Source organism: Sphingopyxis sp. SE2 (assembly GCF_032227185.1).
Classification (GTDB): domain Bacteria; phylum Pseudomonadota; class Alphaproteobacteria; order Sphingomonadales; family Sphingomonadaceae; genus Sphingopyxis.
Map to the genome: position 1 here is coordinate 2,036,157 of NZ_JAPMXW010000001.1, position 19,888 is coordinate 2,056,044.

18 protein-coding genes are annotated in these 19,888 nt (G+C 65.3%); 3 read left to right on the plus strand and 15 right to left on the minus strand.

The features are described from left to right. Position 1: 1 nt before the first annotated feature. The 12 genes from OVY29_RS09735 to OVY29_RS09790 all read right to left on the minus strand — a co-directional run bounded on the left by OVY29_RS09735 (position 2) and on the right by OVY29_RS09790 (position 14,386). Positions 2–3,418 (minus strand): efflux RND transporter permease subunit, encoded by a 3,417-nt coding sequence (locus OVY29_RS09735; RefSeq protein ID WP_037555523.1) that lies wholly within the window; start codon positions 3,416–3,418, stop codon positions 2–4. A 41-nt stretch (positions 3,419–3,459) separates the two neighbouring features. Then, positions 3,460–4,656 carry an efflux RND transporter periplasmic adaptor subunit gene (locus tag OVY29_RS09740; protein WP_037555548.1) on the minus strand — a complete coding sequence of 399 codons (1,197 nt, stop codon included), beginning with the start codon at positions 4,654–4,656 and terminating at the stop codon, positions 3,460–3,462. A 294-nt stretch (positions 4,657–4,950) separates the two neighbouring features. Then, positions 4,951–5,220, minus strand: a complete 270-nt coding sequence (locus OVY29_RS09745) for a GlsB/YeaQ/YmgE family stress response membrane protein (RefSeq protein ID WP_037555525.1) — start codon at positions 5,218–5,220, stop codon at positions 4,951–4,953. Between the two features lie 114 nt (positions 5,221–5,334). Next, positions 5,335–5,598 (minus strand): GlsB/YeaQ/YmgE family stress response membrane protein, encoded by a 264-nt coding sequence (locus OVY29_RS09750; RefSeq protein ID WP_037555527.1) that lies wholly within the window; start codon positions 5,596–5,598, stop codon positions 5,335–5,337. 1,121 nt (positions 5,599–6,719) lie between these two features. Next, positions 6,720–7,802, minus strand: coding sequence for a DUF2853 family protein (locus OVY29_RS09755; RefSeq protein WP_081933090.1), 1,083 nt, complete (start codon positions 7,800–7,802; stop codon positions 6,720–6,722). 118 nt (positions 7,803–7,920) lie between these two features. Continuing rightward, positions 7,921–8,910 (minus strand): quinolinate synthase NadA, encoded by a 990-nt coding sequence (nadA, locus tag OVY29_RS09760; protein WP_037555528.1) that lies wholly within the window; start codon positions 8,908–8,910, stop codon positions 7,921–7,923. Between the two features lie 66 nt (positions 8,911–8,976). After that, complete coding sequence (locus OVY29_RS09765) at positions 8,977–9,690, minus strand: hypothetical protein (RefSeq protein WP_037555551.1); 714 nt, start codon at positions 9,688–9,690, stop codon at positions 8,977–8,979. A gap of 66 nt (positions 9,691–9,756) precedes the next feature. After that, on the minus strand, positions 9,757–10,371 hold the full coding sequence (locus OVY29_RS09770; protein WP_037555529.1) for a DUF4230 domain-containing protein: 615 nt from the start codon (positions 10,369–10,371) through the stop codon (positions 9,757–9,759). Beyond that, complete coding sequence (locus OVY29_RS09775) at positions 10,368–11,288, minus strand: MBL fold metallo-hydrolase (RefSeq protein WP_313911209.1); 921 nt, start codon at positions 11,286–11,288, stop codon at positions 10,368–10,370. The genes OVY29_RS09770 and OVY29_RS09775 overlap by 4 nt, the downstream gene beginning before the upstream one ends. Positions 11,289–11,438: 150 nt before the next feature. Further along, entirely contained in the window at positions 11,439–13,112 is a 1,674-nt protein-coding gene (locus OVY29_RS09780) for a M56 family metallopeptidase (RefSeq protein WP_313911210.1), read from the minus strand. Continuing rightward, positions 13,109–13,477: a BlaI/MecI/CopY family transcriptional regulator gene (locus OVY29_RS09785; protein ID WP_037555531.1), complete on the minus strand. Its 369-nt coding sequence runs from the start codon at positions 13,475–13,477 to the stop codon at positions 13,109–13,111. The genes OVY29_RS09780 and OVY29_RS09785 overlap by 4 nt, the downstream gene beginning before the upstream one ends. A 471-nt stretch (positions 13,478–13,948) precedes the next feature. Continuing rightward, complete coding sequence (locus tag OVY29_RS09790; protein ID WP_037555148.1) at positions 13,949–14,386, minus strand: Rrf2 family transcriptional regulator; 438 nt, start codon at positions 14,384–14,386, stop codon at positions 13,949–13,951. Between the two features lie 101 nt (positions 14,387–14,487). On the opposite strand from OVY29_RS09790, the gene OVY29_RS09795 reads away from it, so the two are divergent. Together OVY29_RS09795 and OVY29_RS09800 are read left to right on the plus strand one after the other, a co-directional pair. Further along, positions 14,488–14,883, plus strand: coding sequence for a group III truncated hemoglobin (locus tag OVY29_RS09795; protein WP_037555149.1), 396 nt, complete (start codon positions 14,488–14,490; stop codon positions 14,881–14,883). Between the two features lie 36 nt (positions 14,884–14,919). Beyond that, positions 14,920–15,369 (plus strand): globin domain-containing protein, encoded by a 450-nt coding sequence (locus OVY29_RS09800; protein WP_037555151.1) that lies wholly within the window; start codon positions 14,920–14,922, stop codon positions 15,367–15,369. 260 nt (positions 15,370–15,629) lie between these two features. Here OVY29_RS09800 and grxD read toward each other — a convergent pair whose 3' ends face one another. Genes grxD through OVY29_RS09815 form a run of 3 tightly spaced genes read right to left on the minus strand, consistent with a single transcriptional unit; the run spans position 15,630 to position 16,585 of the window. Continuing rightward, positions 15,630–15,962: a Grx4 family monothiol glutaredoxin gene (grxD, locus tag OVY29_RS09805; RefSeq protein WP_037555152.1), complete on the minus strand. Its 333-nt coding sequence runs from the start codon at positions 15,960–15,962 to the stop codon at positions 15,630–15,632. A 49-nt stretch (positions 15,963–16,011) separates the two neighbouring features. Beyond that, the gene (locus tag OVY29_RS09810; protein WP_037555153.1) at positions 16,012–16,245 is read right to left on the minus strand and encodes a BolA/IbaG family iron-sulfur metabolism protein; all 234 of its coding nucleotides are present in this window, start codon (positions 16,243–16,245) and stop codon (positions 16,012–16,014) included. 13 nt (positions 16,246–16,258) lie between these two features. Continuing rightward, entirely contained in the window at positions 16,259–16,585 is a 327-nt protein-coding gene (locus OVY29_RS09815; protein ID WP_037555154.1) for a DUF1476 domain-containing protein, read from the minus strand. 209 nt (positions 16,586–16,794) lie between these two features. On the opposite strand from OVY29_RS09815, the gene OVY29_RS09820 reads away from it, so the two are divergent. Then, the gene (locus tag OVY29_RS09820) at positions 16,795–19,884 is read left to right on the plus strand and encodes a CHAT domain-containing protein (protein WP_052182198.1); all 3,090 of its coding nucleotides are present in this window, start codon (positions 16,795–16,797) and stop codon (positions 19,882–19,884) included. The last annotated feature ends 4 nt before the right edge of the window (positions 19,885–19,888 follow it).

Genomic DNA, 19,888 nt, shown 5'->3' on the forward strand with positions numbered 1-19,888 from the left:
ATCACTCCGCCGGATCTGGCGCGGGCGCCGCATGCGGCCGCGTGTCGTCGCCCGGCTTGTAGGTTAGCAGGTTAGTCGAGAAGAAGCGGCCCAGGCGCTTTTCGATGCTGTCGGCCAGGCTGAAACCGGCCGGCACGATCAACAGCGTCAGCAGCGTCGACAGGATCAGCCCGCCGATCACGACCACGCCCATCGGCGCGCGCCACGCGCCGTCACCCGACAGCGATATCGCCGTGGGGATCATGCCCGCGACCATCGCGACCGTGGTCATCACGATCGGCTGCGCACGCTTGCGGCCGGCATCCATCAACGCCGCGGTCTTGCCGATGCCCTTGTCCATTTCCTCGATCGCGAAATCGACGAGCAGGATCGAGTTCTTCGCGACGATGCCGAGCAGCATCAGCAGCCCGATGAACACCGGCATCGACACTTCCATGCCCGTGATCAGCAGGCCGAGCAGGCCGCCCAGCGGCGCCAGCAGCAGCGACGACATATTGACCAGCGGCGACAGGAAACGGCGGTAGAGCAGCACCAGCGTTGCGAACACCAGCATCAAGCCCGACACGACCGCGATCATGAAGTTCTGCAGCATCTCGGCCTGCCATTTGGCATCGCCCTGGATGACCTTGCGAATTCCCTGCGGCATGTTCTTGATCGACGGCAGCGCGTCGATCTTTTTCTGCGCATCGCCCGTCACCAGCCCCGGCGCGAGGTCGGCGCCGATCACGATGCGCCGCGTCTGGTTGTAGCGGCGCAGCTCGGTCGGCCCGGCACCGAAGCCGATCTCGGCGACCGCCTTCAGCGGAACCGTCGTCCCGCGCGACGTCGGAACCGGTAGATTCTCGATCGTCGCAAGGCTGCGGCGCGAATCTTCGGACAGGAGCACGCGGATCGGGATCTGACGATCGGACAGCGAGAATTTCGCCGCATTCTGGTCGATGTCGCCGAGCGTCGCGATGCGGATCGTCTGGCTGAGCGCCGCGGTCGTCACGCCGAGTTCGGCGGCGAGGTCCATGCGCGGGTTGACGATGATTTCGGGGCGCGGAATATCACCCTCGACCCGAACCGCCCGCAATTCCTTGAGCTTGCTCATCTCATCGACGATCTTGCGCGCATGGCGTTCGAGCGCCACCGGATCGTCGCCGCCGACGATGAAAGTGATGTCGCGGCCCGAAAAACCGCCCGACTGACTCTGGAACGACACGCGCGCGTCGGGGATCGCCGCCATCTTGGGCTGCAGGCCGCGTTCCCATTCGACGCTGGTGACCGGCCGATCCTTCTTCAGCGTCAGGAACGCATTCCCGCCGCCGACATTGACGTCGTAAAAGGCATTCTCGACCACCGGGTCGTCGCGCAGGATGGCGTTGATCTGGTCCGCGATCGTCTCGCTCTGTGAAAGCGTCGAGCCGGGCGGCAATTCATAGCGGATCTGGCTGTAATCGCTGTTCGTGGTCGGCTGGAACTGCTGCGGCAGGATCATGAACAGCCCGATGCTCGACGCAAAGGCGAGGATGCCGATGCCCACGATCCACACGCGATGGTCGAACAGCCGCGCATAGGCGCGCTGAAGCATGAATTTTGCCCAGTTGGTGAAGGCGAAACGCCGCATACCCGCGGCATAGGCCAGCGCCCCGCCCAAGATCATCAGCAGGCTCGTCAGCAGGAAAGCCATGATCGCCGACAGCGGCGTCATCAGCAGGAAATGCAGCGCCGGATTGGGCGCATCCTGACCCGCGGGCACCGGCTGGAAATATTGGAACGTCAGTGCCAGCACGGCGACGCCCGCAACAATGAACGGCACCAGGAAAAAGATCAGCCGGGTCGGGAACGCCTCGTACCGTGCCTTCACGACCTTTTGCTTCGCGCTGTCGAGCGTGAAACCGAGCACCCGTTCGTAACGGTCGATCCACGGCCCTTCGGCATGGCTCTGTTCGCCCTGCGCCGACAGGAAATAGGCCGCGATCATCGGCGTGATCATGCGCGCAACAGCAAGGCTCATCAGCACCGCGAAGACGACGGTCATGCCGAACTGGATAAAGAACTGCCCCGACACGCCGGGCATCAACGCAACGGGCAGGAACACCGCGACGATCGACATCGTCGTCGCGACGACCGCAAGGCCGATCTCGTCGGCGGCATCGATCGAAGCCTGATAAGCCGTCTTGCCCATGCGCATGTGCCGGACGATATTCTCGATCTCCACGATCGCGTCGTCGACGAGCACCCCCGCGACCAAACTCAGCGCGAGCAGCGACAGGCCGTTCAGAGAAAAGCCCATCATCTCCATGAACCAGAAGGTCGGGATCGCCGACAACGGGATCGCGAGCGCACTGATCAGCGTCGCGCGCCAGTCGCGCAGGAACAGGAAGACCACGACAACCGCAAGCACCGCGCCTTCGATCATCGCAGCCATCGAGCTGCGATATTGCTCCTTGGTATATTCGGTGCGCGTGAACAGGATCTTGAAATCGACCTTGGGATTGTTCTTCTTGATCTCTTCGAGCTTCTTCATCGTCTCGTCGTGGATCGTGACGTCCGACGCGCCCTTCGCCTTCTCGATCGAGAAACTGAGCACCTGGCGTCCCGCGATTTTCGCAAGGTTGCGCTGCTCGGCATAACCATCGGTGACCTTGGCGACATCGGCGAGGCGGATCGTGCGGCCATCGCCGATCGAAATGCGCGTTTCGCCCAGCTGATACGCGCTGCCCGCATTCCCGAGCACGCGCACCGCCTGTTCGGAGCCCGCAATCTCGGTGCGCCCGCCCGCGGCGTTGACATTGACCTGCCGCAGCTGCTGGTTCACCTGGCTCGCGGTCAGGCCATAACTCTGCATGCGCGCGGGATCGAGGATCACGCGAATCTCGCGATCGACACCGCCCGAGCGGCGGACCTGGCTCATTCCCGGAATCGAGAGCAGTTCCTTCGCGACCGTATTGTCGACGAACCACGACAGCTGCTCCAGCGTCATGTCGGTCGCCTCGACCGCGAAATAGGTGATCGGGCCGCCGGCGATATCGACGCGCACGACTTGCGGCTCGAGGATGCCGTCGGGCAGGTCGCTGCGGATCTGCTGCACGGCCTGGTTGACATCATTATAGGCGCGGTCGATCGGTGTACCGATGGCAAATTGCACCATCGTTCGGCTGCTGCCCTCGCTGACGTAGGACGACATTTCGTCGACGCCGCTCACGCCGCGAACCGCCGCCTCGACGCGCTGGGTGACCTGCGTCTCGAGCTCGGTCGGCGCCGCGCCGGGCTGGCTGACGATCACCTGCACCGCGGGAAATTCGACGTCAGGATTGTCGTTGACGTCCATCCGGTTGAAGCTGACGAGCCCCGCGAGCAACAGCAGCACGAACAGGACGATCGGCGGCACCGGATTGCGAATGCACCAAGCGGAAATGTTGCGGAAACTCATGACTCAGACGCCCTTGTGCGAATGCGATACCGATGACCGGATTATTGCGACGACTTCTGCAGTACCGGCTTCACCTTGTCGCCGACGTTGAGGAAGGCGCCGGCGAGCGTCACGACCCGTTCGTTGCCCGTGATACCCGACGCGATCGATACGCCGGCATCGCTGACCGCGCCGACTTTGACCGGCTTGCGCTCGATCTTGTCGTCTTTGCCGACGATCAGCACGAAATTGCCTTCGGCACCGCTCTGTACGGCGCTTTCGGGGAGCAGCGGCGCTTCCGCCGTGCCCGACACGAGCCGCGCGTCGGCGAATCCTCCCGGACGCAGCACCGATGAATAGGGAACCGCGATGCGAACCATGCCCTGGCGCGTATCCATATTGACGACCGGCGATACCTGCCACACCTGCCCGGCAATCTGAACGTCGGTGCCGACCGGCGTGACGGTCGCGCGTGTGCCCACCTTGACGCGCGCGAGGTCGGCCTCGGCCATCTGCGCGAGCATTTCCATCTCGCCGCCACGCGCCATGCGGAAAAGCACCCCACTGCCCGCGCCGACGATCTGGCCCAGTTCGACCTGCCGCGTCAGCACAAGCCCGGCGGCGGGCGCGACGATGTTGAGCCGGTCGTTGCGCGCTGTCGCTTCGGCATATTGCGCTTGCGCGACGCGCACGCGCGCATTGGCGGCGTCGCGGGTCGCACGCTTGCGATCCATATCGGCCTTCGAGATGAAGCCGCGGCCCACCAGCGCCTGCGCGCGCTCGAGTTCGGCTTGCGCCAGCTCGGCGTCGGCCTGCGCTACGCGGATCGACGCCGCGAGGCTCGCCGCCTGCTGCGTCTGCACCGAACGGTCAATCACCGCCAGCGTCTGCCCGGCGCCGACCCACTGGCCGGGCTCGACGAGGACGCGAACGACCTCCCCGCCCTCGCCCGCGACGCCCACGGGCATTTCGCGGCGCGCCGCGATCGTGCCGTTGGCGGCAATCGCCGCCTCTACCGACACACGGCCCGGAATGACCACAGTGACGTTCGGAACCGCCGCGGAACCCGCCGCTCCCTCGGCATCGGCCGCGCCCTTACTGCTGGTGAAGGCGTAATAGGCCGCGCCGAGCGCGAGCGCGATCAGCACCAGCGCGACGATCAGCCGCATCCGCTTGCGCCGGCTGTCGTCGGCGTCCTCATAAAAGCTTTGCGTGCCCGCCAGGCTGTCCATCGAATCCACTTTCCGCTCGTAGTTCACGCCCAAAACCCTCCCTGCCATGCGCGGCATCGTGACGCGGAAGGCGCGGATGCGCCTGCCCTCCCCGATCCCGCACAACAGGATCAATCCTCTGCGAGGTGTATTACCTAATTAAATCACCACTGGCAAGAGGCGAAACTTCGCCATCCCCCCTGCGCCCCGGATCGCGCGCCATAGACGCTTTGTCACGCGAATTCCAGTGGTTGCGGGCATAGAAAAGGGCGACCCGCCTTGCGGCGGCCGCCCTTTTTCTTTGCGCCGGCCCCGCCGGGACCGGCTATCGTCGTTCGACGGTCAGCGTACGCGACCGCGGCGCACGAGGTTGACGATCCCGAGCAGAATCACGGCGCCGATAAAAGCGGTAAGCAAGGTCATCGGATCGAAGGCGTCGCCGCGCAGATGGCCGCCGCCGAGGAAGCTGCCGAACAGGAAGCGGCCGAGGATCGACCCGATGCAGCCGACGATGATGTTGAGGAAAATGCCCTGCTGGGCGTCGGTACGCATCACGATGCTGGCAAGCCAGCCGATGATACCGCCCATGATGATTGCAATAATCCAAGTCATAAGATCACCCCTACGATCGTGTTGGCGCCTGACCCTGCAGGCCCCTCATTGGTAACCCAAATATCTGAAATCGCCTAGCGGAATGGCGGCGACACAACGCGGCCGCCATGCCGATCAGCGAACGCTGCCGCGCCGGATCAGGTTGATGATCCCCAGGAGCACCACCGCACCGATAAAGGCCCAGAGCAAGCCGACCGGACTGAAGGTGTCGAGGCTGGCGCCCATGCCGAAAAAGCTGCCGAGAAAATTGCCGAGGAACGCGCCGACGATACCGACGACGACGTTCAGGATGATGCCCTGCTGCGCATCGGTACGCATGACGATGCTTGCCAGCCAGCCGATGATGCCGCCGACGATCAATGTGATGATCAAACCCATGATTTTCCCTTCCCTGAACCGGCCGGGCATGCGCCGACGGCCGGCGATTATCGGAACGTCCGGTCGTGCCCGGACATCGCTTCAGCGATATCGGGATAATGCGGTCGGGGACCGAAAGGTTCCCGGCCGGCCCGTCCGGGCGCGGCCGGGAAAAGGGGGATCGATTCCTGATCAGGAACGTCTCCGGGTCGCAACATGACAGTAAGCAGCCGCATTTGACGCTGGTGTGACGAAAGCCACAGTCGCGAAAATAATCTCGGGTGGAGCGCGCCTAGAGCCAATTGCGCGAAATCTGAATCATCCGCGTCCCCGAGTGAAGACGAGGGGGGGCTCGTTCGAGCGAAGCGAGAACCAGCGCCCTCTGCCTCGACTTCGCTCGCATAGCCCCCCTCGTCTTCACTCGGGGACGCGGATCAGATGACGCGCGCTGCGGTACCCATTCAGCCCGCGCAAACGAAATGGGGGCCGGCATCGCTGCCAACCCCCACTATCCGGTTTTGCCCTGCTGGCTCCGTTTCGCTTCATCCCGGTCCGCTTCTCTTGCGATCAGCGGCCCGCAAAACGATGCGTCGCGGCGCACGCCGGAGCAATCCGGCGACGGTTTGGTCGGCCCCCTTTCGGGGGCCGGCCGCACCTGGAAAGCCCTTCATCATCTCTTCTTGCGTCCGCCGAAGCGGTCGCTGTCCAAGCGATGGACTGCATTTCCCGTACCCGATCGGGTTCGTATCAACTCGTGGGAATCGCTACGTTCCGTGATCGGGCTATCGATCGATTTCCTCGTCGGTCCGTTCGTTCTCTTCCGGCTAGTCTTGCAACTACCCTTGATGTCCCGATGGTCCGACGTATCTGTCGTCCGATGATTTGAAGCTGACATGAAGCGTTCGGGCCGCCAACAAAAAATGCACGAAAAGGCGCCAGAAACACCCCGTGCTTGTGGATAAGTCCGGCATTAGCAACAAGCGGATTCGTTGCAGCAATTTTGCAACAAGGTTGCAGCATTTTTAGAGCCTGTCGCGGCATCGACTCGGTTCGCGGGCAACGGCACGACTCGCGACTCGCGCCAGATAAAAAGAGGGCGGACCCCGGCTGGGCCAGCCCCTCATGTCTGTCCGGGCGACAAATCAGCCCTTCACGGTCACCTCGACACGGCGCGCCGCCGAATTGTCCGCGCCGGAGGTGGTCGTCTCGGCCGGCTTTTCAAGCACGACCCTTTCGGCGGCGAAGCCGAGCTTCTCGAGCGCCGCCTTTACGCTCTGCGCACGGTTCTTCGACAGTTCGGCGTTGGCGGCCGCGTTGCCTGTCGGATCGTTATAGCCCGACACGGCCAGCATTGCGGCGGGGTTGGCGTCGAGATAGGTTTTTACCGCCGCTGCCGCGGTGGACAGATCGTTCGACACCTCGGACTTCCCGGTATCGAAATAGACCGTCAGCATCGGCTTGCCTTCGCGATCCGCGGCGACAACGCCCGCGCCTTCCGGAATGGCGGCGGTGGTGGTCGGTGTCGCTTCGCTGTCGGCGGGTGCAACCGTTTCGCTGACAGCAGCTTCGTCGGTCGCCGGCGCCACCGCGGCTTCCTGTTTCGAACAATAACGCAGTCCGAAGAAAAGCAGCGCTGCCAGGACCAGTGCGAGCAGGAGCCAGCCGAGCCAGCCCATGCCGCCACCGGCTTTGTCGTCGCCGCCGCCACTCGAATAGGCGGCTTGGGGAGTCGTCGAGGGCGGCGGCGGTGGCGTCGCGGGTGCAACGGGTGCGGCCGTCGCGGAAGGTGGGGGGACGGCCGCAGCGAGCGGCGCCACCGGCGCGGCTTCCTCCTCGTCCTTGTCCGCGCCGCCCGTCGTACCTGCAGCAGCCAGTCCGGCAGCCGCGCCGGCAGCACCCGCGACGCCGCCGAAGACGCTCAGCAGGCCGAAATGCTGCGCGAGGAGATAATAGACGGTGACGCGGTTCTTCGTCCGGTCTTCCTTCATCCGCTCGCCGACACCGGCGATCGCGGCATCGAGCGTCGCATCGTCGTCGGTCAACCCGAGCTTCTTCTTAAGGAAATTCTCGCGAACGCGGTCGGTTTCTTTTTTGTCGCTGAAGGAAACCAGCGAGGAATCGCGGTTCCGAAGCGCGATCCCCAGATATTTGACGATCGTCGACACCACCGTCTTGTCGGCGTCCGCGACATATTTCCTGACATCCGCCAGCCAATCTTCTGCCATGCGATTATCCTCCTGCCAGACGCAAGGGTTCGCCGTCAGACGCTCGCACGGGGGGCGAGACTCGCGTCTTAGGAGCCGGAACTTATATCATTTTTCAGGAATGCAATAATGCAGCGGGCTAGCGCTTGCCGAGGTCGCCCTTGCCTACCGTTCCCGATGCCATTTCGAGCATCCGGTCGAGGCTCTTGCGCGCGGCGAGGCGAAGATCCTCGTCCATCTCGATCCGCGGCTTGAGGTCGCGCAGCGCGAGGTAGAGCTTTTCCATCGTGTTGAGCGCCATATAGGGGCAGATATTGCAGTTGCAGTTGCCGTCGGCGCCCGGCGCGCCGATGAAATTCTTCTCGGGCAGCGCGAGCTCCATCTGGTGGATGATGTGCGGCTCGGTCGCGACGATCAGCGTGTCGCCGGGAAAGCTCTTCGCGAACTGCAGGATGCCGCTGGTCGACCCGACATAATCGGCGTGATCGACGATATGCGGCGGGCATTCGGGGTGCGCGGCGACGGGGGCGCCCGGATGCTGCGCCTTCAGTTTCAGCAGCTCGGTCTCGCTGAACGCCTCGTGGACGATGCACACCCCCGGCCACAGCAGCATATCGCGCCCGAACTTGCGGTTGAGATAGCCGCCGAGGTGGCGGTCGGGGCCAAAAATGATCTTCTGGCTTTCCGGAATCTGGCTGATGATCGTCTCGGCGCTCGACGAGGTGACGATGATGTCGCTCAAGGCCTTCACCGCCGCCGAGCAGTTGATATAGGTCAGCGCGATGTGATCGGGATGCGCTTCGCGGAAGCGTTTGAACTGTTCGGGCGGGCAGCTGTCCTCAAGGCTGCATCCCGCGTCCATGTCGGGCAGGACCACGATCTTTTCTGGGCTCAATATCTTCGCGGTCTCGGCCATGAACTTGACGCCGCAAAAGGCGATGACATCGGCGTCGGTTTCGGCCGCCTTGCGGGACAGCTCGAGCGAGTCGCCGACGAAATCGGCGAGATCCTGAATCTCGGGCTTCTGATAATAATGCGCGAGGATGACGGCATTGCGTTCCTTGCGGAGGCGTTCGATTTCGGCGCGCAGGTCGAGGCCCGAGAGATTCTCGCGGATGGGAGCAGTCATGGCGTTTCCTTATATGGCTTAGCCTTGGTGCCCCCCTACACCGCGACCCGCGGCAGGGCAATTCGGCTATGAGCCAGCCAGACGCTCCGCGAGTGCGATGACGGGAGGCGTCATCGACAGCAGCGATATGGCGATGCGCGTTGCGATGACAACCGCGCCGATCGCCCATGTCGCCGGATGCACCGCGCCGCGCGTCCGGCGGTCATAGGCTGCAACGATCGCGACGACCGCGATCTGGCACAGCGCGACGGTGGGCTCCGCCCATGGTCCCATAATCGGTATCGGAAGGAGCCGCCCCAGCGCGGGTTCGAGGATCACGATCGTCGCGCCGATCATCAGCCGCCGGTGCCAGTCGGTCGCACGCCGCCGCCGGAGCGCCCACGCGACCATCGCGCCGAAAACCAGCGACTCGGTCACGGTCAGCGCGAGGAAATAGGGCGGCGTGAAAAAGGGCGGGAAACGGTTCAGGACGAGTGACGCGACGCCGGTGAAGATGCCGAGGCAGGTGATGAAGATCGCGAGCAGCCCGCCGATCCGCCCGAGTTGCCGGTGCCGCGCCAGATTGTCGCGCGAAACGAATGTCGGCTGCGCGATCAGCAACGCCAGCCACGCCAGCATCGCCACGCCGTGGATATGCACCCAAAAGGGCGCCGCGACCGGATCGACGAAGCCTCGCAGCGCGAATTGCAGAAAACCGAAGACGATGAAGATCGCGAGGCCGATCGCCATGCGATGCCAGAAAAGCTCGACGCGCGCGGCGCCGCCTGCCGTTGTAGCCATGCCCATTCCCCCTGCCCGATCCGACAGAAGAATAGCGTAGCGGCAAAAGCGCGAAAAGCCCGGTTTTTACCCAGCCGATGCGTTGGCGAAGCGCGCGGTCACCTTCGCGTCGATGCCCGCGGCCTTCAGCGGCATCGCGAAGCTCTGCTCGACCGCGGCGCGCGCAGCGCCCTGCGCGAGGCGCATCGGCGTCGCGCCCTTTGCCTGCTTGATCAGCTCTTCCTGCGCGCGCTTGCGATTGGCGGCGTCGAGCGTCTGTTCGGCGTCGGTCAGCGTCAGCAGGATTTCACCGTCGCGAAACTCGCTGATCGCATCGATATCGATCTCCGGCCCCGCCAGCCGCAGCGGCGGCAGCGTGACGGTCAGCGCATTGGTCGCCGCATCCCAGTCGAGGTCCGACTGTTTCAGCTTACCGAGGTCGAGTTCGTAGCGGACGGTGCCCGGCATGATCAGTGTCTTCTTCGCGCTCAGCCCGAGCCGGCTCTGCGTTGAGGTCACCACCGCGACATAGCGCGCGGTGAAGGGCACCAGCACATTCTGTTCCTGCAATCCCTGGAGGCTCGCAGCGACGACGGTTTCGGGATCATAGCCGCGCTGCCAGTCCTGCCAGGCGCGCCAGCCGAAGAACAGCGCGAGCGCGAGGATCGCGACCAGAGCGGCGCGGAACGGGCCTTTGCTCACGCCACCAGCCTCCAGCTTTCGGCATCGCGCGCGACGCGGCCTCGATTTTCAAGATCGATCAGATGCGCGAGCACCGATCGGCCGGCGGCCCCGGTCAGCCGCGGGTCGAGCCCCTTGTACATATGTTTGACCATCTCGGGGATGACGCTTGTGCCCTTTTCGAGTTCCCGCAATATCTGCCGCTCGCGCTGCTTGCGATGGCCGAGCATCCCGCGCACCAGTTGCCGCGGCCTGGTCACCGCGGGACCGTGTGCGGGGTAATAGACGCAGTCGCTGCGATCATAGAGTTTCGACAGGCTCGCCATATAGGCCGCCATGTCGCCGTCGGGCGGACTGACCACGCTGGTCGACCAGGCCATCACATGATCGCCGGTGAACAGCGCCCCCGTTTCGACGAGCGCGAAACAGAGGTGGTTCGAGGTGTGCCCCGGTGTCGCGACCGCCTCGATCGTCCAGCCGTCGCCCGAAATCCGCTCGCCGTCGGTCAGGATGCGGTCGGGCGCATAATCGGCGTCGAAGGCCGAATCGGCGCGCGGGCCATCGTCGTTGAGCGCCAGCGGCGCGCAGCCGATGATCGGCGCGCCGGTCGCTTCCTTGAGCGGCGCGGCGGCAGGCGAATGGTCGCGGTGGGTGTGCGTGCAGAGGATCGCCGCGACGCGCTGGCCTTCCACCGCGCGCAGGATGGCATCGACATGCCCCGCGCCGTTGATGTCGGCGGGATCGCCGATGCTCAGCCCCGACCCGGTCGGACCCGGATCGATCACCGCCACATCGCTGCCCGCGCCGACGATCCACGTCTGGGTGCCGGTGAAGGTATAGGGTGAGGGGTTCGGCGCGAGCACGCGGCGCACCAGCGGCTCATGCTGTTCGCACTCGCCGGCGCGGATGCTGTCGGGCCATGGCTTTTCGTCGCTCATGCCGCCCATGTGGCATCGCACGCCGCGAAGGAAAAGGGACGAAGGCCAAAAATCGGGACGCGAAAAAGGGAGCGACATGGGCCGCTCCCTTCCCCGCCCCTGCCGCCGGCCCCACCGGGGAGCAAAGGCCGGCGTCGAAGCTGGTCGGGCTCAGTGGCCCGATTTCTCCATATCGGCCATCGCCTTTTCGAGATCGGCGGCGACCTTGGCGCGCATCTCCTCCGACATGGTGTGCGCCCATTTGGCCTGGGCGAAGCTGTCGCGCGCCTTCTTGAGCGCCGACAGCCGTGCTGCCCCACTCTCCGCCGTGTCGCCGCAGGAGAACATATGGACGCTGCTGTGCTTGTTGCCGTCCGTCTCTTCCTGCTTGACGAGCGGCGCCGCCTTCGTGCCGTCGCCGCATTTGCCCATGATCATCGTCTTGCCGTCCATCGACCAAGCGACACGCGGCATCGGCGGCAGGGGCGGCATCGGGGGCATCGGCGCCATGACGGTGCGGATCCGCTCCTTGCGTTTCGCTTCCAGCCTGTCGGCGATCGCTTCGGCGCGCTTGCCCGAGATGCCCTGCTCCTTGAGCGTCGCGAGCACATCGTCGCGCGACAGGCTGCCGGGGGTGCGGATTTCGATACGCCGCGCCTCGTCCTTGCCATCGATGCGGGCGGACATGGCGGCGGGCGCCTTTGCGCCATCCTCGCGGATCACGATGCGATGCACTTCGCGTTTTTTGCCGCTCTCGTCGGTCGTGACATCGTCGCGATGCTCGGTGAAGACCATGACCCCCGGCGCCTCGAGGGCTTCGGGCGGCAGCGGCGCTTCGGGCGGAGCGGGCGGCGCCGGGACATCAGCCGTCTGCGCCTTCGCCACGACGATCCCCGCCGGAACGAGCGTCGCGGTCGTCGCGAGCACCGCCAGCGTCGCGCCGCCGACGAGCAGCCGTCCGACAAGGCCGCGCTTCTTCGAAATATCCTGCCGCGTCAACATCGTCAGCCTCTCCTGCAGATTGTCGTGCACCGCCATCGGTGCGGCGAGCGACAGGCGCGGGCCGACCGCCGCCTTGACGATCGCGGTCGCATAGCTCGCGGTCCGGTCGCGGCCCTCCCGATCGGCCTCCTCCCGATCGACCATGCTCAGGACGCGCGCGTCGCACGCGGCCTCCTGGTCGAAGCGAAAGGCGCGGATCGCGCGCCAGGCGAAGGGGTTGAACCATTGGGTCGCGAGCAGCACGAGCGCCGCGCTGTTTGCCCAAAGGTCGCCGTGGCGATGGTGCGACAGTTCATGGTCGATCGCCAGCGCGCGCTCCTCGGCGACATAGCGCGCGAAGAAATCGTGCGGCACCGCGACATAACGCTGCCACAGGCCAAAGGCGACTGGGCCGTCGACCGCATTGGACATCACCAGCCGGATGGCCCCGATGGGCTCCAGCTCGACGGCATCGTTCAGAACCTCGCTCCGAAATCGGCGGTGCGACACCATCGCCGCAGCCAGCACGGCGGCCACTCCGGCCGCCCAAATGGCGAAGAGGGGCGGGGTCAGTTCGGCGAGCGACCAGAAGGGCTCGGCGACCGCTGCGGGCGCGGCGACCGGTAAGCCGACCGGCGCCATCTCTACCGCCTCAACCACGGGCGCGGGCATCACGATCACCGGGTCGGCGAAAGGCAGCGGCGGCAGCACCAGCCGCAGGGCCGGCACCGCCCATAAGGCATAGGTCAGCCGCGGGCCGAAATGCCGCGCAAAGGGCTTGCGGACGATCAGGACCAGCAGAACAAGAACCGCCGTGGTGATCAGCGTGTCGGCCCACGCGCCCAGCAGCACCGCGGCGCTCACGACTTCAGCTTCTTCAAGAGCGCCTCGATCTCGGCGATGTCGGTATCGGAGAGCGCCTCGCGGTCGGCGAGATGCGCAATCAGCGGGCTGACGCGGCCGCCGAACAGGCGGTCGACGAAACGCTGCGATTCCTCGCCCACGGCGTCGGCGCGTTCGATCGCGGGACTATAGAGATAGCGTCGGCCGTCGGCCTCGGCCGTCACCGCGCCCTTCTGGACCAGCCGCGCGAGCAGCGTCTTGACCGTCGCCTGCGTCCAGCCGTTGATGGTGCCGATACGCCGGGTCAGGTCGGCGGCGGTCTGCGGGGCCTTGTCCCACAGCGCCGACAGCACCTGCATCTCCGACTCGCTTGCTCGTTCTGCCATGCGGACCCCTCCCATTGGCACCCGTCGATCTGATGCGACTACAAATGTAGTCAAAGGGCTGAACGCTTGCTGAACGAAGCGGAACGCTTGTTGATCCTCCCTGTCGCGCAGCGATGGGGAGGTGGTAGCGCGGAGCGCTGACGGAGGGGCCATGGCGCAGCCCCTCCACCACCCGCTACGCCGGCGGTCCCCCTCCCCATGCCTTCGGCACAGGGAGGATCACATCTGTCGGAATTTTTGACACCGTTCGTCATCGGTAAGAAATCGCTAACCAGCGTCTTGCGCCGGAATCCGCGAGGACCGGAAACTGGCACGGCACTTGTATATTATCATTTGTTCCCGAGTGTTCCGCCTGCGCGAGCGCATACGGTCTGGTCCCCGATGCCCCCCGCCCCACCCGGGAAACCCCACTGTTCCTGATGCAGACGGGGGCGGATGGGCCGAAAGGCCCCGCCCCCCGGAAGCTTTTTTTCAGCCCTTCGAAATTTCCGGCACGCCGAACAACGCCGTCAGATTCGCGCGCTTGGAAAGCAGGTCGGCGAGACTGTAGCCGTCGAGCACCGTCATGAACGCCGCGAGCGCCTCGGCGAGCGCGCCCGTCAATCCGCATGCGGGGGCGATGATACAACTGCCGCAATCGACGAGGTCGAAGCCCTCCTCGGTATGGCGCACGACGGCACCGACATTGATCTCGGCCGCGGGTCTGGCAAGCCGGATGCCCCCGAAACGCCCGCGCACGCTTTCGAGATAGCCCGCGTTCACCAGATCGTTGACCACCTTCATCAGATGGTTCTGCGAAATGCCATAGGCGCGCGCGATCTCGGAGATCGGGCTCAGCCGCGCCTCATCCTGCGCCCCCACATAGAGGAGCACGCGCATCGCATAATCGGTGTAGCGCGTCAGGCGCATCGCAATCCTTCAAATCGGCTCCGATCACATAATATGTATTTTTGTTGCATGTTTCAAATGTCCGGAATACATGCGCATCAGATACATGATTGGAGCGAGTCGTGAACCACGACGATCAGATCGACGAAGCCGCGCTCGCGCGCCTGATTCCAGCCTTCTACGACCGCGTGCGCACCGACGCCGAGATCGGCCCGCTTTTCAATGACGCGGTCCAAGACTGGCCCGCGCACCTCGAAAAGCTCGTCGCCTTCTGGTCGTCGGTGATGCTGGCGACGGGCCGCTACAAAGGCAACCCGGTCGCCGAGCATCTGAAGCACAAGGCGCGCATCATCCCGGCGATGTTCGACCGTTGGCTCGCGATCTGGACCGCGACGACCGACGAGCTGATGCCGCACGCCGCCGCCGCAGCCCTGCAAGCCAAGGCCGCGCGCATCGCCGAAAGCCTCCAGCTTGCGCTCTTCTTCCGCCTCGACGACCCCGGTCGCGGGGCAGCCTGAAGCCCTTCTCCCCTCTTCAACTAAAAGGAAAACCCTATGCGCACCGCGTCCGCCCACGCCATGGCGATCGTCAAATCGACCGCCCCCGCGCTCGAAAAGCACGGTCTTGCGATCACGACAGCCATGTACGCCCGGCTGTTCGAGAACGCGGAGATCGAAGCGATGTTCGACCGCGCCGCGCAGACGAGTGGCGAACAGCCGAAACGCCTCGCCGCGGCGATCCTCGCTTATGCGAAGAATATCGACAAGCTCCAGTACCTCGGTCCTGCGGTCTCGCGCATGGTGAGCCGCCATATCGAGACCGGCGTCCGGCCCGAACATTATCCGCATGTCGCCAATGCCCTGCTGCCCGCGATCCGCGACGTGCTGGGCGAAGAGGCCGCGACCGACGAGGTGCTCGCGGCATGGGGCGAGGCCTATTGGATGCTCGCCGACCTGCTGATCGCCGCCGAGGCGCAAGCCTATGAGGATGCCGAGGCGGCGTAAAATGTGCTGCTTTCGGCCGGAATACGAAATTCTTTCCATCGTTATCCCGGTGAAGGGTATCCGTAGGCACGTGACCCCGGACACGATCTCGCCGGTGCGATAAACCGTTAGGGTGAGATCGTGTTTCAGAATCACGTGCCCTCTGAACACCCTTCGCCGGGATGACGGAACTGAAACGGCAACTCACCACCCCAAAGCCGACAAAAAAGCCCGCCGGACCCGAAGCTCCGGCGGGCTTTTTGTTCTCCAGAAACGCCCCGTTATTCGGCGCGCGTGGGAATCCCGTCCATCAGCGTGTGCAGTTCGCCAGCTTCCCACATTTCCATCATGATGTCGCTGCCGCCGACGAACTCGCCCTTCACATAGAGTTGTGGGATCGTCGGCCAGTCCGAAAATTCCTTGATGCCCTGGCGGACCTCCATGTCCTGCAGCACGTCGACGGTTTCATATTCGACGCCGAGCCGGTCGAGCATAGCGATCGCGCGCGAGGAAAAACCGCACTGGGGAAAGAGCGGCGTGCCCTTCATGAAGAGCAGCACGGGGTTGTCGGCGACCAGCTTCGTAATGCGGTCGTGGGTGGTGGGGTCGGTCATTGTCGGTCTCCGGTCGGGCGCGCCATCGCGCCCGCAAATCATCTGGCCCCTATGAAGGGACGGCGGTGGTCAATTGCAAGGCGTGAAGTTCGCCGCCCATGCGCCCGCCGAGCGCGGCATAGACCGCCTTGTGCTGCGCGACCCGGCTCAACCCGCGAAATTCCTCGCTGACCACATGCGCGGCATAATGGTCGCCGTCGCCGGCGAGGTCGGTGATCGTCACCTCGGCGTCCGGAAACGCCGCCGCGATCATCGTCCGCAAATCATCCTGGCGCATCGCCATCCCGCAGTCGTCCTCAATTCTGGCTGTCGATGAACTGGCGCCGCGCCTCGGCGGTTTTCTGGTTCAGCGCTTCGCGAATCTCGGCATCGCTGATCTCGATGCTCGCCGCGGTCAGGTCGCCCGCGAGCTTGCGGATCACATCCTCGTCGCCCGCTTCCTCGAAATCGGCCTGCACCACCGCCTTGGCATAGGCGTCGGTTTCCTCGGGCGTCAGCCCCATGCGCTCGGCCGCCCATTCGCCGAGCAGGCGGTTGCGCCGCGCGGTGATCCGGAACTGCACCTCCTGGTCGCGTGCGAATTTCGTTTCGAAAGCCCGTTCCCGATCGTCGAATGCGCTCATCTTGTCCTCGTGCGAATGAATCTCCCTTTGCAAATAGGTCGGCCACCCCGGCGGCGCAAGCGGCCTGTGCGGCAGATCACTTCCCTTTCGCTTACGAAGGGTTTAGGGTTTGGTCCCAAGGGAATGGGTCGTACCGCAGCAATGAAGACTGCGCCTTGCCGGCATCGCGTCGGCACGGCGCCTTCGCGCTTGTGTTTGGGGGATTGGTAATGGCCGCTCGACGTTCGCATTTCGCGCCGGTTCTGGCTGCGCTGGCCTTGACCGCGCCGGGAACCGCGCGGGCACAGGAAGGCGATCCGACGCTCCGCGACAGTTTTTCGATCGGCGAACAGGGCGGCTCGCTGTGCGAAGTGCAGGCCACCGTCCAGGACCGCGTGATCGAGGGCATGTTCGACCGCGCCTGGACGATCATCTGCCGCGATGCCAGCCAGCCCGTCGGCACGGTGCGCGTGCTGCGCGCCGGCGCCGATAAGGCGCGCACGCGGATCGAACGCGCCCGTGCGGGCACGATCGTCTGCGCCGCCGATGGCGCGTGCAAGGTCGCGAACAGCGACGTCGCCTGGACGACGCGGGTCGAAACCGACGGCGACACAAGCTATAGCGTCGAAGGCTTCGCCGCCTATGACGACGCACTCAGGATCGCGCTCGAATCGGTGCGCCAGCGCCGGGTCGCACCCGGCGTGATCAAGGTTGCGACGATCTCGGTCGGCGACAATGACGGCTTCGCGCGCACGCTCGCGGGGACGATCGACATCGACAAGGCGCTCGCTGAGGGATATCGCCGCAACCATAGCGGCGACTATGCCGAGGCCGCCGAATTTTTCGAGGCACTGTCGCGCCGGGCGGAGGGCGAGCAGGCAGCGGCCGGCATCGACCCTACCGAATTCACGCTGAACCGCGCGCTGCAACGCTCGAACCTTGGCGAATTCGCCGAAGCCGAGCGCCTGTTCACCGAGGTCGAGGCGATCCCGACCGGCGACCCGGTTCAGCTCCGCCTCCGCCGAAATTTCCGCGCGATCAACGCGCTCAACCAGCGCGATTATGATCGCGCAGCGACGCTGCTCCAGGCGCCAATCGCGCCGCTGACCACCGGCGTGACGGTCGCGGGCGATGCGGTAACGCTGACTCCGGAAATCGTCGCCGGCGTCAACAGCGGCGACAATGCCCGCGTCATCCGTCAGGCGAACGATCGCGAGCGGCTGACCCCGATCGAGCGCGCGCAGATCATCGACGCGCAGGCGGTCCATTTGCTCGGCACCGTCGAACGGCTCCGCGGCAATGCCGCGGCGGCGAAGACCGCGCAACTGAAGGGACTCGGTGACGCGCTTGCCGTGCGTCAGGGCCGCGTGACCTCGATCATCCGGCTGCGTTCGCAAATGCTCGGCGAGCTCGCCTTGGCCGAGGAAGCGATCGGCGACATCGGCAGCGCCGACGCGCGTTTCACCCAATCGGTCGATCTGCTCGCGGTCGAATATCCCGAAACCACCGCGCTCGCCTCGGCGCGTGCGCGCTATGCCGCCTTCCTCACCCGCCACGCGCAGGACGACAAGGCGATAGGAATCTATCGCGAGGTCGTCACCGCGCTTGCGAGTTCGCAGCGTTCGACCGCGGGCATGGCGAATGTCATGGCGCCCTATTACCGGCTGCTGGCGAACCGCGCGGAGACCGATCCGGCCGTGGTCGGCGAATTCTTCGTCGCCAGCCAGCTCCAGATCCGCCCCGGCGTCGCCGATACGCAGGCGGTGCTGGCACGCGAATTGTCGAGCGGCAGCGACGACGGCGCGCGGCTTTTCCGCCAGGCGACGACGCTGAACCGCGACATCGAGCGCGCACGGATCGAGGACGCCCGCCTCGCTCAGCTTCCCGAAACGCCCGAAGTGGGTGCGCTGCGCGCCGACATCAGGACGCAGCTCGACAATCTGGCGTTCCAGCAGTCCGAAACCCTCGTCCAGCTGGCGGCGTTTCCGCAATATCGCGTCGTCGCGTCGGGCAAGCTCGACCTCGCCGAATTGCAACAGGTGCTGCGGCCGGACGAAGCCTATCTGAAGATGCTCGTCGTCGGCGAGGGCGTTTATGCGATGCTGATCGAACCGGGCGGCGCGCAGCTCTGGAAATCGGCCATCGGCGCGTCGGATCTCGAAGGGGCGGTCGACACGATCCGATCGACCATCTCGATCGTCGAAAATGGCCGCCGCGTCACTTATCCTTTCGATGCGGCGACCTCGTACAAGCTTTACGGCCAGCTCTTCGGTCCCGTCGCTGCAAAGCTGCCGGCGGTACCGCACCTGATCTTCGAACCCGACGGCGCGATGCTGCGGCTGCCGATCAATCTGCTCATCACCGCCGACACCGGGCTCGCCGATTATGAACGACGGTTGCTCGACCCCGACGCCGACCCGTTCGACATGCGCCAGATCGCTTGGCTCGGCCGCACGAGCCGCCCGAGCACGGCGGTATCGACGCTCGGTTTCCGCAACGCGCGGCAAGCGCCGCCGTCGAAGGCGAGCCGTCAATATTTCGGGCTCGGCGAGAATCTGCCCGTCGAGGGCCGCTTGCCTTCGCTCGGCACCCGCGGCGCGGCGGGCGGCAGCGTCGACGCCGGCTGCCTGTGGGACGCCGCGCAATGGGGCCGCCCGATCTCGGCCGACGAACTGGTCACCGCGCGCGACGCCGTGGGCCGCGCCGCCGGAACCCTGCTCACGGGAGGCGCCTTCACCGACACGGCGGTCAAGAACCGCGCCGACCTCGCCGACTATCGCATCATCCATTTCGCGACGCACGGCCTTGTCACCGCGCCGCGCCCCGCTTGCCCCGCGCGCCCGGCGCTGGTCACCTCGTTCGACGGCGCCGATTCGGACGGCCTCCTCACCTTCCAGGAAATCTTCGACCTCCGGATCGACGCCGACCTCGTCATTCTGTCGGCCTGCGATACCGCCGGCGCGGCGAGCGTCGCGGCGACGCGCGAGACGGGGCTTTCGGGCGGCGGCAACGCGCTCGACGGTCTGGTGCGCAGCTTCATCGGCGCCGGCGGCCGCTCGGTGATCGCCAGCCATTGGCCCGCGCCCGACGATTTCGACGCGACCAAGCGGCTGATTGGCGGCCTGTTCGCGGCCGACGAGGGAACCAGCGTCGCCGATGCGCTGTGGTCGACGCAGATGCAGCTGATGGATGACCAGCAGACCTCGCACCCTTATTATTGGGCCGGCTTCGCGATCATCGGCGACGGCAGCCAGGCGCTGCTCCACAATGGCACGACCGCCGCCCGACAGGGGGAGAGCGCCGTCCGCGCCGCCCGCTGATCCG

Coding starts and splice junctions, on each gene's coding strand:
- OVY29_RS09735 (WP_037555523.1), bottom strand. CDS start 3,418: ATGAGTTTCCGCAACATTTCCGCTTGGTGCATTCGCAATCCGGTGCCG.
- OVY29_RS09745 (WP_037555525.1), bottom strand. CDS start 5,220: ATGACTTGGATTATTGCAATCATCATGGGCGGTATCATCGGCTGGCTT.
- OVY29_RS09750 (WP_037555527.1), bottom strand. CDS start 5,598: ATGGGTTTGATCATCACATTGATCGTCGGCGGCATCATCGGCTGGCTG.
- OVY29_RS09755 (WP_081933090.1), bottom strand. CDS start 7,802: ATGGCAGAAGATTGGCTGGCGGATGTCAGGAAATATGTCGCGGACGCC.
- nadA (WP_037555528.1), bottom strand. CDS start 8,910: ATGACTGCTCCCATCCGCGAGAATCTCTCGGGCCTCGACCTGCGCGCC.
- OVY29_RS09765 (WP_037555551.1), bottom strand. CDS start 9,690: ATGGCTACAACGGCAGGCGGCGCCGCGCGCGTCGAGCTTTTCTGGCAT.
- OVY29_RS09775 (WP_313911209.1), bottom strand. CDS start 11,288: ATGAGCGACGAAAAGCCATGGCCCGACAGCATCCGCGCCGGCGAGTGC.
- OVY29_RS09785 (WP_037555531.1), bottom strand. CDS start 13,477: ATGGCAGAACGAGCAAGCGAGTCGGAGATGCAGGTGCTGTCGGCGCTG.
- OVY29_RS09790 (WP_037555148.1), bottom strand. CDS start 14,386: ATGCGCCTGACGCGCTACACCGATTATGCGATGCGCGTGCTCCTCTAT.
- OVY29_RS09800 (WP_037555151.1), top strand. CDS start 14,920: ATGCGCACCGCGTCCGCCCACGCCATGGCGATCGTCAAATCGACCGCC.
- grxD (WP_037555152.1), bottom strand. CDS start 15,962: ATGACCGACCCCACCACCCACGACCGCATTACGAAGCTGGTCGCCGAC.
- OVY29_RS09810 (WP_037555153.1), bottom strand. CDS start 16,245: ATGGCGATGCGCCAGGATGATTTGCGGACGATGATCGCGGCGGCGTTT.
- OVY29_RS09815 (WP_037555154.1), bottom strand. CDS start 16,585: ATGAGCGCATTCGACGATCGGGAACGGGCTTTCGAAACGAAATTCGCA.
- OVY29_RS09820 (WP_052182198.1), top strand. CDS start 16,795: ATGGCCGCTCGACGTTCGCATTTCGCGCCGGTTCTGGCTGCGCTGGCC.